This window comes from Paenalcaligenes sp. DL 309, assembly GCF_057475285.1.
Genome location: NZ_JBYBKW010000003.1, coordinates 143,472 through 156,888 on the forward strand (window position 1 = coordinate 143,472; position 13,417 = coordinate 156,888).

12 protein-coding genes and 1 pseudogene are annotated in these 13,417 nt (G+C 45.9%); 11 read left to right on the forward strand and 2 right to left on the reverse strand.

Translation table 11 applies throughout. From position 1 onward, the window contains the following. Positions 1 to 61: 61 nt before the first annotated feature. A complete protein-coding gene (locus tag AC2UZJ_RS05425) occupies positions 62 to 733 on the reverse strand; it encodes an alpha/beta hydrolase (RefSeq protein ID WP_486949105.1) in 672 nt (223 codons plus the stop codon). A gap of 66 nt (positions 734 to 799) precedes the next feature. On the opposite strand from AC2UZJ_RS05425, the gene AC2UZJ_RS05430 reads away from it, so the two are divergent. Genes AC2UZJ_RS05430 through galU form a run of 4 tightly spaced genes read left to right on the forward strand, consistent with a single transcriptional unit; the run spans position 800 to position 3,513 of the window. After that, a complete protein-coding gene (locus tag AC2UZJ_RS05430; protein WP_486949106.1) occupies positions 800 to 1,690 on the forward strand; it encodes a biotin--[acetyl-CoA-carboxylase] ligase in 891 nt (296 codons plus the stop codon). Continuing rightward, positions 1,687 to 2,481, forward strand: a complete 795-nt coding sequence (locus AC2UZJ_RS05435) for a type III pantothenate kinase (RefSeq protein ID WP_486949107.1) — start codon at positions 1,687 to 1,689, stop codon at positions 2,479 to 2,481. Before AC2UZJ_RS05430 ends, AC2UZJ_RS05435 begins: the two co-directional genes overlap by 4 nt. 14 nt (positions 2,482 to 2,495) lie before the next feature. Continuing rightward, entirely contained in the window at positions 2,496 to 2,657 is a 162-nt protein-coding gene (locus AC2UZJ_RS05440; protein ID WP_486949108.1) for a hypothetical protein, read from the forward strand. 16 nt (positions 2,658 to 2,673) lie between these two features. Beyond that, the gene (gene galU / locus AC2UZJ_RS05445; RefSeq protein ID WP_486949109.1) at positions 2,674 to 3,513 is read left to right on the forward strand and encodes a UTP--glucose-1-phosphate uridylyltransferase GalU; all 840 of its coding nucleotides are present in this window, start codon (positions 2,674 to 2,676) and stop codon (positions 3,511 to 3,513) included. A gap of 38 nt (positions 3,514 to 3,551) precedes the next feature. Here the strand turns inward: galU and AC2UZJ_RS05450 are convergent, their stop codons facing one another. Next, positions 3,552 to 3,995 (reverse strand): MarR family winged helix-turn-helix transcriptional regulator, encoded by a 444-nt coding sequence (locus AC2UZJ_RS05450; RefSeq protein ID WP_486949110.1) that lies wholly within the window; start codon positions 3,993 to 3,995, stop codon positions 3,552 to 3,554. A 215-nt stretch (positions 3,996 to 4,210) separates the two neighbouring features. On the opposite strand from AC2UZJ_RS05450, the gene AC2UZJ_RS05455 reads away from it, so the two are divergent. From AC2UZJ_RS05455 to AC2UZJ_RS05485, 7 genes and pseudogenes are all read left to right on the forward strand, one after another. Further along, the gene (locus AC2UZJ_RS05455) at positions 4,211 to 6,436 is read left to right on the forward strand and encodes a thiamine pyrophosphate-dependent enzyme (RefSeq protein ID WP_486949111.1); all 2,226 of its coding nucleotides are present in this window, start codon (positions 4,211 to 4,213) and stop codon (positions 6,434 to 6,436) included. A 26-nt stretch (positions 6,437 to 6,462) separates the two neighbouring features. After that, on the forward strand, positions 6,463 to 7,971 hold the full coding sequence (locus AC2UZJ_RS05460) for an indolepyruvate oxidoreductase subunit beta family protein (RefSeq protein ID WP_486949112.1): 1,509 nt from the start codon (positions 6,463 to 6,465) through the stop codon (positions 7,969 to 7,971). 114 nt (positions 7,972 to 8,085) lie between these two features. After that, positions 8,086 to 8,604, forward strand: a complete 519-nt coding sequence (locus AC2UZJ_RS05465) for a MarR family winged helix-turn-helix transcriptional regulator (RefSeq protein ID WP_486949113.1) — start codon at positions 8,086 to 8,088, stop codon at positions 8,602 to 8,604. A 9-nt stretch (positions 8,605 to 8,613) separates the two neighbouring features. After that, positions 8,614 to 9,051 carry an acyl-CoA thioesterase gene (locus AC2UZJ_RS05470; protein ID WP_486949114.1) on the forward strand — a complete coding sequence of 146 codons (438 nt, stop codon included), beginning with the start codon at positions 8,614 to 8,616 and terminating at the stop codon, positions 9,049 to 9,051. Positions 9,052 to 9,164: 113 nt separating this feature from the next. Next, a pseudogene (locus AC2UZJ_RS05475) lies at positions 9,165 to 11,306 on the forward strand (oxidoreductase); the annotation flags it as partial. Between the two features lie 23 nt (positions 11,307 to 11,329). Next, complete coding sequence (locus tag AC2UZJ_RS05480) at positions 11,330 to 12,463, forward strand: cupin domain-containing protein (RefSeq protein ID WP_486949115.1); 1,134 nt, start codon at positions 11,330 to 11,332, stop codon at positions 12,461 to 12,463. 18 nt (positions 12,464 to 12,481) lie between these two features. Next, on the forward strand, positions 12,482 to 13,417 hold the full coding sequence (locus tag AC2UZJ_RS05485; protein WP_486949116.1) for a fumarylacetoacetate hydrolase family protein: 936 nt from the start codon (positions 12,482 to 12,484) through the stop codon (positions 13,415 to 13,417).

Consider the following 13,417-nt stretch of genomic DNA (forward strand, 5'->3'; position numbering starts at 1 on the left):
GTTTGGCTTTGTCTTAATGTATGTCTTTAAAGGAAGTAAAAATAAGAATAAGGAATACCTATCATTGTAATCGCAGCAGACCTAACTGCCACTGCGTAGCTACCAAATCTCGTAACAAAATTAATTTACCATGGAAGAAATGACCGGCCTCAGGTATTACACTGACGGCTAAATTGTGTTTTTTAGCAAAGGCCATGCTTTCTGCTAGAGGCACGACCTCATCGGCTTCACCATGAACTAAATAGGTAAAGCTGGGCACCTGTAAGCGCTCTGCTTCTATAAAACGGAATCGCTCTACCGCACAACCAGCCAAGACCAGAGCCTGCGGAGTGCGCCGCCCATTTTGCTCTAAGAGTGCATACAGCTGCGCTGCTACCGATGAACCAAAGGAAAAACCACCTAGCATGAAGTGCCCAGCTGCTAAGCGGGGAAACTCCTGCTGAAACTGCTGCACCAAGTCAAACATATCTACCGTCTCGCCACGCCCCTCATCAAAACTTCCAGCAGACAGTCCCACCCCTCTAAAATCTGGCCTCACCACCACTAAACCTAACTGTGTAGCAGCTTTACTCATAGTGGTTACCACTTTGTTATTGCGAGCACCGCCATGCAAAGGATGGGGGTGCAGAATCAATGCCCAACCAATAATTTCTTGATCCGGCTCAGGCCAATCCACAGCACAGTCAATTTGCCCGACTTTGCCTTGATATTGCACAGTCTTAATACGTTCCATAGTAAATTTAATGCCATAATAGAATGAATATTTCTCTATTCTACTCAATTCACCAATTTTTTTTGTATGTTATCCACTCACGGTTCTGCCGCCCTTGGCTTAGCCTCACCTGCTGCACTTTGTGAGCAATTAACGTCTGCGCTGCCCTTTTTTCCCTCTATTGCATGGGTGGAGCGTACAGATTCCACTAATAGTGATTTATTAGCGCAAGCACGTTCCCGTAATGGGCAACTTATGCGTCCATGGCTGTTAGGGGCCCACTTCCAAGACCGTGGACGTGGGCGTGCAGGGCGCACCTGGGAAAACCGCACCGGCTCGCATCTTATGTTCTCTTGTGCTTTTGATGTGTTTTTAGCGCCGCGCCAATTAGCCACCTTATCACCTCTGGCAGGCGTCGCTGTAGCCGAGGCTTTACGCTCTTTTTTACCTCTACATGAAGCGCCTAAGCTCACCTTAAAATGGCCCAATGATATTCAATGGCATCAAGCTAAGCTTGCCGGCATTCTTACCGAAGTTACTCGGGCTGGTACCTCTAGCTTAAGTAAAGATCATCATGTGGTTATTATTGGTATAGGTATTAATTTGAATGATGCCCGCGCCCTCAGTGCCTCTTTGAACCGTAAGGTAGCGGATTGGGGCGGCATAGTGGCCGAGATCCCACAGCTAAAAAACATTAGCGCTGCAGATATTACTGTACGCATTGCTAAAGCTTGGTATCAGGCGCTGAATGAAGTCACCGCCTATGGTTTTAAAAACTTAGTGCAACGCTATAAAAAAGTAGATGCCTTAGCAGGACAACACCTCACCATTACTGATAAAAACCAAGTTATATTGACCGGCATTAGTGGCGGCATTAACGAGCAAGGCCAGTTACTCATTCGTCAAGGTCCACAAACTCATGCTATTTCAGTAGGTGAGGTTTCCGTACGTGCTCTTGAAACCCAATCATCACCATGACTTTACTTATAGATGTAGGTAATACCCGTATTAAAGTGGGTTACAGCAACTCTTCGCTCTCTTTGGCTATAGCTCACGAAGATTTCAAGCAAATAATGCCTTGGCTGCAAGACCATGCTTTAAAACCTAAAAACGCTTTAGGTATTTGTGTGTCCTCCATGGCGCTGGCGCAAAAAATAGAACGTTTACTTCTAGCCATAAGCTGTTCTATACAATGGCTAGATGCCACCTTACCTTGTCCTTTAGTGCATAATAATTACGAATCGCCTCAGCGCTTAGGTGCAGACCGTTGGTTAGCGCTTATAGGAGTACTACACCAGCAGCAAGCCTATAAAAACCGCCCTATTATTCACGCCAGTTTTGGGACTGCAACTACCGTAGACACCATTATGCCTAGCAGCAGCCCAGAAGAAAAAGCACAGTTTATAGGTGGTCTGATTTTACCGGGTCCTAAACTCATGTACGATAGTTTGGCACTGAACACCGCTCAATTAGGGACGGGCAACGGCGCTATACAAGATTTCCCTAATAACACGCGGGCAGCTATTAGTAGCGGCATAAGTGGAGCTCAAATTGGTGCTGTGTTACGACAATGGCACCTAACTTGGCATAAGCAACTAGGTTCTCCCTTATTAGTTTGTAGTGGCGGCGGTTGGGAGTTAGTTAAAGAGGAGTTAATCCAGGCCTATAAACAGCAATTACTCTTATTACACTTACCCATTGAAATTCCTCTTTGGCAGCCTACACCAGTCTTAGACGGGTTAGACTATGTTGCTAAGCAAAAAAATTAAAACAGGAAAAACATATGCGTATTTTGGTATTACTCGCCTTATTTTTTAATTTGTTTTTATTGGCTTATGGACAAGGTTTTTTTGGTACCCCACCGGCTGATTTAGGCACAAGCCCCACGCCAAAGCCCTTCTTTAATCATGCCAACATCCATATTGATACGTCTGTACAGAAATAACATGAAGGAATAGGAAATGAAACCCATTCGCAAAGCTGTTTTTCCAGTCGCTGGTTTAGGTACGCGCTTTTTACCGGCGACTAAAGCCATGCCCAAGGAAATGCTACCCATCGTAGACAAACCGTTAATTCAATACGCTGTAGAAGAGGCCATTGCAGCAGGAGTGACGGAGCTTATTTTTGTGACTGGCCGCAATAAACGCGCCATTGAAGATCATTTTGATAGGGCGCCTGAATTAGAAGCTCAGCTAATTACGAGTGAAAAAAATGCCCTGTTAGAAGCCGTTAAAAATGTTATACCCGCGCACGTAAGCTGCATTTACACACGTCAAGCTAGCCCTCTGGGCTTAGGTCATGCCGTCTTATGCGCAGCACCTATTGTGGGTAATGAGCCTTTTTTAGTGCTATTAGCTGATGACCTCATCGATGCTTCTCCAGCCGTTTCCTTACAAATGGTAGAAGCCGCACATCAACATAATGGCAGCATTATTGCCGTACAGAATATAGCGGCAGCAGACACTGATAAATACGGTATTGTTTCGGGAAAAAATGTAGACAATAAAACCATGCGTTTGGATAATATTATCGAAAAGCCTGCGCCTGCAGATGCACCTAGCCAATGCGCTGTGGTAGGCCGGTATGTATTAGAGCCAGAAATTTTTGATCATTTACGACGTACACAGCCGGGTGTGGGTGGTGAAATTCAACTCACTGATGGCATTGCTAGCCTCTTAAAAACCAAAGCTGTGTATAGTTTTGAGTACGAAGGCCAGCGCTACGATTGCGGCAGTAAAGCCGGTTTTTTTAAAGCAACAGTAGAGTTTGGGCGTAAATACCACGGTTTAGTGACGGATTAGTACAACACTTAAGCCTTACTACCGCTCTATAGTCCCTACTATTCTTCTATTCCAGAATCCGCAATCAAACGGCGTAAGATTTCTTTTAAAGCGTTTACATCTAAAGGCTGTAAGCGCTCTACTACCTCCGATTCATGTTTTTTCGCTGCTGTAATTAAATCGGAAATCAGTGTTTTACCTGTGGGGGTAATCTCCACCAACGTCACCCGTCTATCACCATTGTGCGCCACCCTATGCACATATCCTGCTGCCACCATTTTATCTACTACCCGCGTTACCGTAGGCTGCTTGCTAGTGGCTATGCGTGCTAAATGCCCCACACTCACTACCCCAGCACCAGACAAAGTGGAGAGCACCCGCCATTCCGTAATAGTTAAGCCATTCTTTAATACCACCTGATGAAACTCAGTAGAAATAATCTGGCTAGCCTGTGCCAATAAGGCAGGTAAATAGTTGTCTACAAATACAGAAGCTGTTGCCACACGCACACCTTAAAAAATAAAAATAAATCGGCTTAACTATACTCAAGCCTCCTCAATTATTCATTATCTAGTCAAAAAAACCCGCTTTATGACTTAAATATAGGGAAAACCATTACGATTGATATGTTGAGTCCTAAACATATTCATATGAAAATAATAGGTATAGCGAAACAACTGCTAAATTTATTATTGCAGTACCCACGAGGAGTACAACAATGGCTGAACGCTCATTTGTAGAAGAAGTCAAAAAGTTACGTATAGGAGATGGTGAAATTTTTAGTGGCGAGGGTATTCTCGCTGTCACTAAAGCTTTGCTAGAGTCCGGCGTATCATATGTGGCGGGTTACCAAGGCGCGCCCATTTCCCATTTGATGGATGTACTGGCAGATGCCCAAGACATTCTAAAAGACCATAATATTCACTTTGAAAACAGCGCCTCCGAGGCCACAGCAGCAGCGTCTTTAGCGGCTTCTGTTAACTACCCGTTACGCGGTGCCGTTACTTTCAAAGCCACAGTAGGTACAAACGTTGCCTCTGATGCACTCGCTAACCTCGCTTCAGGCGGAGTAAAAGGTGGTGCACTCATTATTGTGGGTGAAGATTACGGTGAAGGCTCATCCATTATGCAAGAGCGTAGTCATGCTTTTGCCATGAAGTCTCAAATTTGGATGCTAGACCCCCGTCCTAACCTACCCTGTATTGTGCAAGCGGTTAAAGATGGCTTTGATCTCTCTGAAGCCAGTAATACCCCAGTTATGCTTCAGCTGCGTATTCGCGCTTGTCACGTACACGGTCAATTTGTGGCCTCTGATAATAAGCCCGCCAAATTCACGCTCAAAGAAGCCATGGAAACTCCTGAGCGTGATGTGGAGCGTATTGTATTGCCTCCCGCCAGCTTTCTTCATGAAAAAGAGAAAATCGAACAGCGTTGGCCAAACGCCATTAAATTCATCGAAGAGCGTCAGCTAAACGAGTTTTTTGGCGATGCAGACGATGATGTGGGCTTAATTATCCAAGGCGGCGGTTACAACAGTGCTATCCGTGCCTTGGAACATTTGGGCTTAGCCGATGTCTTTGGTGAGTCTAAAATCCCAATGTATGTCATGAACGTGGCATACCCACTGATTGATTCTGAAATTCTACGTTTCTGTGAAGGCAAACGTGCAGTTTTAGTCTTAGAAGAAGGTCAGCCTAACTTTGTAGAACAAAACATCTACGCCATCTTAGGTCGCGCCAAATCCACTACCACTATCCATGGTAAAGATTTTCTACCTTTAGCCGGTGAGTACAACACCCAAACCATGCTCAAAGGCATGCGTACTTTCCTGGAGCATTACGGTCGTATAGAACCTTTACCTGCTCCTAAGCCACGTGTGGTAGCTCGTGTAGAAGACCCCACTCAAACCTCGGTTAAAGCTGAAGCTAAAGTAACTCAACTCAACGAAGTGGTTGAAGCCGCTGAAGTGAAGTCCATGAGTGCCTTAGATGAAAACATCCAGGCCAGACCCCCAGGGTTTTGTACTGGCTGTCCTGAGCGCCCAATCTTTACCGCTATGAAGCTGGTAGAGCGTGAGTTAGGTGAACATCACGTTAGTGCAGACATTGGCTGTCACTTATTCTCCATCTTGCCACCCTTTAACCTAGGTAATACCACTATGGGTTATGGCTTAGGTGGTGCGAGTACCTCGGCGTTAAACGCAGCTGACTCAGACAAACGCGCTATTTCCGTCATGGGCGATGGCGGCTTTTGGCATAACGGCTTAACTTCCGGTATTGCAAATGCGGTATTTAACAAAAGCGACAACCTCACCATTGTGGTGGATAACAGCTACACCGCCGCTACGGGTGGTCAAGATATTTTGTCTTCCACCGCTAAAAACGATACGCGTAGTACAGGTCATCTCATTGAAAAAGCCGCTAGAGGCGTGGGCGTGAATTGGTTGCGTACTGTAACGCGTACCTATGATTTAAAGAAAATGACCAATACCTTGCGTGAGGCCTTAACCACTAAAGAAAAAGGGCCTAAGGTATTAATCGCGCAAAGTGAGTGCATGCTAAATCTACAACGTAGAGAAAAGCGTAAAACACGTAAATCCATTGCTGAAGGTGAGCGTGTGGTGCGTGAGCGTTTTGGCATTGATCCAGATACTTGTACGGGTGATCACTCTTGCATTCGCTTATCGGGCTGTCCTTCATTATCTATACGCCCTAATCCTGATGCTTTACGTACCGACCCTGTTGCCACAGTGATGAATAGCTGTGTGGGCTGTGGTCTATGTGGTGAGGTGTCCCATGCCGCCGTTTTATGCCCTTCTTTTTACCGTGCCCAAGTCATTATTAACCCGAATGGTATGGATAAATTCCGTGAAAAGTTACGTAAAAATGTGATTGGCTGGTTCCAACGTCGTAATGCAGCTAAGCGTGCAAAGTACGCATTTTAATCCGCTAGAAACAAAGGTCTAATTCAATGCAAGTCAAACCAATTAAAATAGCTATATTAGCCATGGGCGGTGAAGGTGGTGGTGTATTAGCTAACTGGATCGTTGATCTAGGTGAACATAATGGTTACATAGCCCAAACCACCTCTGTGCCGGGAGTAGCACAGCGTACTGGTGCTACTATTTATTATGTGGAGTTATTCCCCACTAGCGCCATCCAGGACGGCAAGTCTCCAGTGCTCGCTCTGATGCCTATGCCAGGTGATGTAGACGTGGTCTTAGCTTCCGAACTCATGGAAGCTGGCCGCGCCGTACAACGAGGCTTAGTTACTGCTGATCGCACTACCTTAATTACCTCTACTCACCGTGTTTACACCATTGCAGAAAAAACCGCTATGGGTGATGGGCGTGTAGATAGTGATGCACTTATTGCTGAAACCAAAGCAGCCGCTAAACAATACATCCATTTTGATATGGAAAAAGCCGCTGAAGACTCAGGTAGTGTTATTAGCGCTGTACTGTTTGGGTCACTGTCTGCTTCTGGGGTTTTACCGTTTAGCCGCGAGCAGTTCGAGCAAACCATTGAACGCGGTGGCGTAGGTGTTAAGCCAAGTTTACGGGCCTTTGCCACCGCTTATAGCCGTGTAGGTAACGCCAAAGCCGCTGATGAGGATACAGACGCCAAAACATTAGATGTGGCGGCTGTGCAGCCTAAAAACCCCAAAGTTGCCGCTCTGGTTGATCAAGTACGTAGTCAATTTCCTGAAGAGTCTCAAGCTATTGTGCTAGAAGGGGTACGTCGTCTCATTGATTTCCAAGACATTGCTTACGCACAACTTTATCTTGATCGTTTAATAGCCCTTAAAGCCAAGGCTAATGCCGATGACGTGGCTTTAATTCGTGAAGCAGGTCGTTATTTAGCTCTATGGATGTCTTTTGAAGACGCGGTACGAGTGGCGGAACTTAAAACTCGTAGTAGTCGTTTTGAGCGCGTAGAAAAAGAAGTGCGCTTAGACGAAGGCCAAATTCTGGCCATTAACGAATACATGCATCCGCGTATTGAAGAAATCAGCGAAATAGTACCCTCTGTCAAACTTGGCAAATGGCTGTTGAATCCCAAAAGCTGGGGTCACCGTTTGGTCAGTAAATTTACCCAAGAAGGCCGTGTTATTCAAACCAGCTCCTTGCGCGGTTTCTTATTACTCAATACGTTGAGCGGTTTAAAAAAATGGCGCCGTAAATCACTACGTTACCAAGTAGAACAAGAACGTATTGAGAAATGGTTAGCACGGATTGCTAAAAATGCTGCCTCCCACCCGGCGCTAGCCTTAGAGATAATACGTGCACAACGCTTAGTCAAAGGCTATGGTGACACGCATCTTAACGGTCTGAAAAATTTCCATACGCTAATGGATACTTTAGACCGTCATAGCACCCGTGTGTCTCCGAGTATTTTGCAGTCCATGTGTACCGCTGCGCTAGCCGATGAGCACGGCAAAGAGTTAAATAAAGTATTGCAACATCACGCTTTAGCTTAAGTGTGTGGCTTAGATGTGGGTTTACTATGGTTAACCATAGTAAATGAATATTTTACTTCTAAAGCATTTAGGGTAAAATAATTCACATTTACTAATGATGCACAGGAATACGGCATGAAGCAGAATGCAGCAGTGGCCAGTGAAGTGGTAGAACACGATAAAGACAGTGGTTACGAAGGCAGACTAAGCCCTCAGGACCCTGCAAGCCTTCGATTATGGTTACGCATGATGACATGCACCAAAACCATTGAAGACGAAATTCGTCGTCGCTTACGCACTAAGTCAAATATTTCTTTAGCGCGTTTCGATTATATGGCGCAGCTTTATCGTTACCCTTCTGGGTTAAAAATGGGTGAGTTATCACGGTACCTAATGGTAACTGGCGGCAATGTTACCGGTTTAACTGATGAGCTTTCCCGTGAGGGACTGGTTTCACGAGAAAGCAGTCCCACTGATCGTCGTGCATGGCTTTTACGTTTAACGCCCAAAGGCAAAAAAACGTTTGAGACAATGGCTAAAGAGCACAATGCATGGATCGCCGAGCTATTCGATGGTTTAGATCAAGAAAATATTGAGCTAATTCATCATCACTTAGGGCAGTTACGCAGACATTTATTAACCTTAATTAAATAAGGCATAAGCATGGGCTCAACCTTTTACACAAAAAAACACCGCATTCGTTTTTCTGAATGCGATCCAGCGGGTATCGTTTTTTATCCACAATACTTTGTCATGTTTAATGACTGCATAGAAGAGTGGATTGATTCCTTTCTCCCGGGCGGGTACAGCGGCTTAATTGCGGAAAGAAAAGTCGGTTTGCCTACAGTTAATCTTCAGGCTAACTTTCGCTCTATCAGTCAAATGGGCGATGACGTTGATCTTAAAATCGGCGTCAAACAAATGGGTAGTCGCTCTTTCCAGCTAGTTTGGCAATGCATAGGTAAAGACGGTGTGTTACGCATGGAGGTAGAGCAAGTCATCGTCACCACTTCTTTAGTCACGCATCAAGCCATTGAAGTACCCGAGTTTCTGCGTACTCCCATGCAAAAATACCTCTTAGCCGAAGAAACAATTGCATAAAAGCAAAAAATTAAAGCTTACTTTTGATAAAGATCACTACATTCTCTTTACCTAGATGCTTTACTTATATACTATTTATTAATAAACATACTTAATAACCATACGGGACAACTATGAAAATCGTATGTATTGGTGGAGGCCCAGCTGGCCTGTATTTTGGCCTGCTGATGAAGCTACAAAACCCAGAAAATGAAATTGTTGTGCTTGAGCGCAACCGCCCTTACGACACCTTCGGTTGGGGCGTGGTGTTTTCAGACGCGACTATGGATAATTTGCGTGCAGCAGACCCAGTCTCTGCACAAACCATTGGTGATGCGTTTAACCATTGGGATGACATTGAAACCCATTTCAAAGGTCGTGCCATACGCAGTAAAGGTCACGGTTTTATCGGTATTGGGCGCAAAAAACTACTCAATATTCTACAAGCACGCTGTGAAGAAGTGGGTGTAGAGTTGGTTTTCGAAACCTTAGTCGACGACGAAGTAGAGATTGCACGTAAATACCAGGCAGACTTAGTCATCGCCTCTGATGGTATTAATAGCCGCATTCGTAACAAATACCCTGAAAGTTATAAGCCAGATATAGACGAGCGCGATTGCCGCTTTGTATGGTTAGGCACGAAAAAAGTCTTTGATGCCTTTAACTTTATTTTTGTTGAAAATGAGCACGGTTGGTTCCAAGCGCATGCCTATAGATTTGAAGATGGGCTTTCCACTTTCATCGTAGAAACTCCGAATGAAACGTGGGAGAAAGCAGGCATTGAGCACATGAGTCAAGAGGATGGCATCAAGTATTGCGAAGAGCTCTTTGCTCCTTACTTAGATGGCAACCCTCTCATCAGCAATGCAGATCACTTACGTGGTGCTGCTATCTGGATTCGTTTCCCACGTGTCATTGCTAACGAGTGGGTACATTGGGAAAACATTGATGGTAAAAATGTGCCTTTTGTTCTTATGGGCGATGCCGCTCACACGGCGCACTTCTCTATTGGCTCTGGTACTAAACTAGCCCTAGAAGATGCCATTAGCCTAGCTCAACATCTTAAAGATGATGCCACCGTAGAAGAAGCCTTAGAAGAATACGCAGCCGTACGTAGCGTTGATGTATTACGCATTCAAAATGCGGCTCGTAACTCTACTGAATGGTTTGAAAACGTAGAGCGCTACGCAGATATGGAGCCAGAGCAATTCACCTATTCCATGCTCACACGTTCACAGCGTATTTCTCATGAGAATTTGCGTTTACGCGATCCGGAAGGCATAGAGCAGTTCGAGCGTTGGTATGCCAACTATTCCGGCATGGATTTAGCTGCAGATCAAACTCCGCCTCCACCTATGTTTACCCCGTATGCGTTACGCGATTTACAACTTAAAAATCGCATTGTCTTTGCGCCTACGTTAACTTATCAGGCCAAAGAAGGCGTAGTGCAAGACGCTCATAATACGCATTACAGCGCGCGCGCTGAAGGTGGCGCAGCCTTAATCATGGCAGAAATGACAGCGGTTAGCCCTGAAGGCCGAGCCACTACTGAATGTCCTGGTTTATGGAATGACGAACAACAAGCCGCTTGGGCCCCTATTGTAAAAAATGTACAAAGCAAAGGGGCTGCTATGGGGGTACAACTAGGTCATGCTGGCCGCCGTGGTGCTACTGAAGTCACTGTAGATATAGATCGAGCACAAATGGATGAAATCCGTGATGCTTTTGTGGCTGCTACCCAGCGCGCCGATGCCGCCGGTTTTGACTGTATTGAACTACAAGCCGCGCAAGGGTATTTGCTCTCCACCTTCATCTCTCCACTCACTAATCAACGTACCGATGAATACGGTGGTAGCTTAGAAAACCGCCTTAAATTCCCATTAGAGGTCTTTAGTTCTATGCGTGCTGTATGGCCTGAGGGCAAACCTATGATGGTACGCATCGCTGCTACTGATTGGGCCGAAGGGGGTACTACGGTAGATGATGCCGTAGAAATCGCCCGCGCTTTTAAAGCTGCCGGGGCGGACCTCATTGATGTGTCTAGTGGTGAGGTCGTTGAAAACGAGCAGCCCGTTTATGGCCGCATGTACCAAACGCCGTTTGCAGATCGCGTACGTAACGAAGCCGACATTGCCACCATGGCCGTAGGCGCAATTACAGAAGCCGATCACGCCAACAGCATTATTGCCGCTGGCCGTGCTGATTTATGTGGCTTATCCACGGCTTTTATGAAAGACCCTAACTGGCCTCTAACCGAAGCGGCCAAACTGGGCTATCAACTAGTCTAAGGAGACTTCTCATGACAACCAAAGACAGCAATTACGACTCATACAATGAAGACGTTATTGGTCGTGCTAACGTCGAAGCAACCCCAGAACGCGTTCAGTACTATAAAGAGCTTGAACAGTTTGAAACCGGGGCCTTATGGAATGTAGCAAACAAAATTGAGCCTTGGGAGCCCAAATCTGAATCTGTGCCGGTGTTATGGCGTTATCAAGATTTGCGTGAATATGTATTACGCTCTGTAGACTTAGTCACCCCTGAGCAAGCGGGTAGACGTGTTATTTATTTAAATAACCCCGGCCGTCAAGATGTAGCCGCAGCGGTAGGCTGGCTCTATTCTGGCTTACAAGTGATGCACCCCGGTGAGGCCGCCTCCGCCCATTGGCACTCCTCATCTGCCTTACGTTTTATTATGGAAGGCACCGGTGCTTATACTATTGTAGATGGTCATAAAATGACCTTAGGCGGCAATGACTTCGTACTAACGCCTAATGGGGCTTGGCATGAGCATGGCGTGAGCGTTGAAGGCTCCACGTGTATCTGGCAAGATGGTTTAGACATTCCTTTTGTGAATGCCATGGAAGCCGGTTTTTACGGGGTACACCCAGACCTCTCGCAGGCAGTGACCTATCCCGTAAACGACGCCACGCATATTTGGGGCGGTCCCGGCTTAAAGCCCACCCTACACGATTGGCAAAAGCCTTACTCCCCTCTCTTAAAGTACGAGTGGGAGCCCACCTATGAAATGCTCTTGCGTTATTCTAAGGTGTCTGATGGCAGTCCTTTTGATGGCATCATCATGGACTACACTAACCCCTTAACCGGTGGCCCGGTAATGGCCACTATGGGTGCTAGCATGCAAATGCTGCGCCCTGGCGAGCACACCAAAGCCCACCGTCACACAGGTAGTATTATGTACCAAGTGGCTAAAGGTGAAGGCTATTCCATCATCAACGGCAAGCGTTTTGACTGGCGCGAACGTGACATTTTCTGCGTACCATCTTGGATGTTCCACGAGCATGTCAATGGCTCCAGCAGCGATGATGCTTGTTTATTTTCATTCCATGACCTACCTGTTATGCGTGCTTTAAACCTTTATTACGAAGAAGCCCTCGCTGACAACAACGGTCATCAAATTATTACTGAATAACCTTTTTGGAGATTAAAAATGCGTCTTGTTACTTATCGCAGTGAAGTGGCTGCAGCCGGCCGTCTAGGTGCTATTGTTGGTGACCTAGTTGTTGATTTATTTGAGTTTGGTTTAGCTATTGGGCAGCCACTACCCGACAATATGCTTGATTTTATTGATATGGGTCCAGCTGCTGTTACAGCCACCAGCAATTTGCTCAATGACTACGCTGATGATTTGCCTTTGGGAGTAACCATTCCTTTAGCAAACGTTAAGCTATTGGCTCCTATCCCACGTCCGCGTAAAAACATTTTTGGTATTGGTCTGAACTATTTAGAGCACGTGGCAGAGTCTAGCCGTACCTTAGATACGTCAAAAGACCTACCCAAAGAGCCGGTTATTTTCTCTAAGCCGCCTACCACTGTTATTGGCCCTGATGATTCCATTGGTCACAATGCAGACATCACCCAACAAATGGACTGGGAAGTAGAGTTAGCCGTTATTATGGGCTCTAGAGCGCAGCGTGTCAGCAAAGAAGACGCCTTAGATTACGTTTTCGGTTACAGCGTTATGCTTGATGTGAGTGCACGCGATTGCCGTCGTTCAGGCCAGTGGATCTATTCCAAAGGTCAAGACACTTACGCACCCTTTGGTCCAGTCATTGTTACTGCTGACGAGCTCACTGACCCCCATAACCTCAACCTAAGCTTGACGCTAAATGGTGTGACAAAGCAAGACTCCAACACCAAGCACATGCTCTTTGATATTAACCACCTAATTTCTGATATTAGTGCTGGTATTACCCTAGAGCCCGGCGATATTATTGCCACCGGTACTCCTGAAGGCGTAGGTGCTGGCCGTGACCCACAAGAGTGGATGTGGCCTGGTGATGTAGTGGAAGCCACTGTTGAAGGTATTGGTACACTACGTAATCCAATTGTTAACGTTACCCCTAACGTTACTTCTAACAAATAA

What these genes read in the sequence shown, in the direction of transcription:
- AC2UZJ_RS05485 (WP_486949116.1), top strand. Translation starts at nt 12,482, where the DNA reads ATGCGTCTTGTTACTTATCGCAGTGAAGTGGCTGCAGCCGGCCGTCTA.
- AC2UZJ_RS05435 (WP_486949107.1), top strand. Translation starts at nt 1,687, where the DNA reads ATGACTTTACTTATAGATGTAGGTAATACCCGTATTAAAGTGGGTTAC.
- AC2UZJ_RS05455 (WP_486949111.1), top strand. Translation starts at nt 4,211, where the DNA reads ATGGCTGAACGCTCATTTGTAGAAGAAGTCAAAAAGTTACGTATAGGA.
- AC2UZJ_RS05480 (WP_486949115.1), top strand. Translation starts at nt 11,330, where the DNA reads ATGACAACCAAAGACAGCAATTACGACTCATACAATGAAGACGTTATT.
- galU (WP_486949109.1), top strand. Translation starts at nt 2,674, where the DNA reads ATGAAACCCATTCGCAAAGCTGTTTTTCCAGTCGCTGGTTTAGGTACG.
- AC2UZJ_RS05460 (WP_486949112.1), top strand. Translation starts at nt 6,463, where the DNA reads ATGCAAGTCAAACCAATTAAAATAGCTATATTAGCCATGGGCGGTGAA.
- AC2UZJ_RS05425 (WP_486949105.1), bottom strand. Translation starts at nt 733, where the DNA reads ATGGAACGTATTAAGACTGTGCAATATCAAGGCAAAGTCGGGCAAATT.
- AC2UZJ_RS05440 (WP_486949108.1), top strand. Translation starts at nt 2,496, where the DNA reads ATGCGTATTTTGGTATTACTCGCCTTATTTTTTAATTTGTTTTTATTG.
- AC2UZJ_RS05430 (WP_486949106.1), top strand. Translation starts at nt 800, where the DNA reads ATGTTATCCACTCACGGTTCTGCCGCCCTTGGCTTAGCCTCACCTGCT.
- AC2UZJ_RS05470 (WP_486949114.1), top strand. Translation starts at nt 8,614, where the DNA reads ATGGGCTCAACCTTTTACACAAAAAAACACCGCATTCGTTTTTCTGAA.
- AC2UZJ_RS05465 (WP_486949113.1), top strand. Translation starts at nt 8,086, where the DNA reads ATGAAGCAGAATGCAGCAGTGGCCAGTGAAGTGGTAGAACACGATAAA.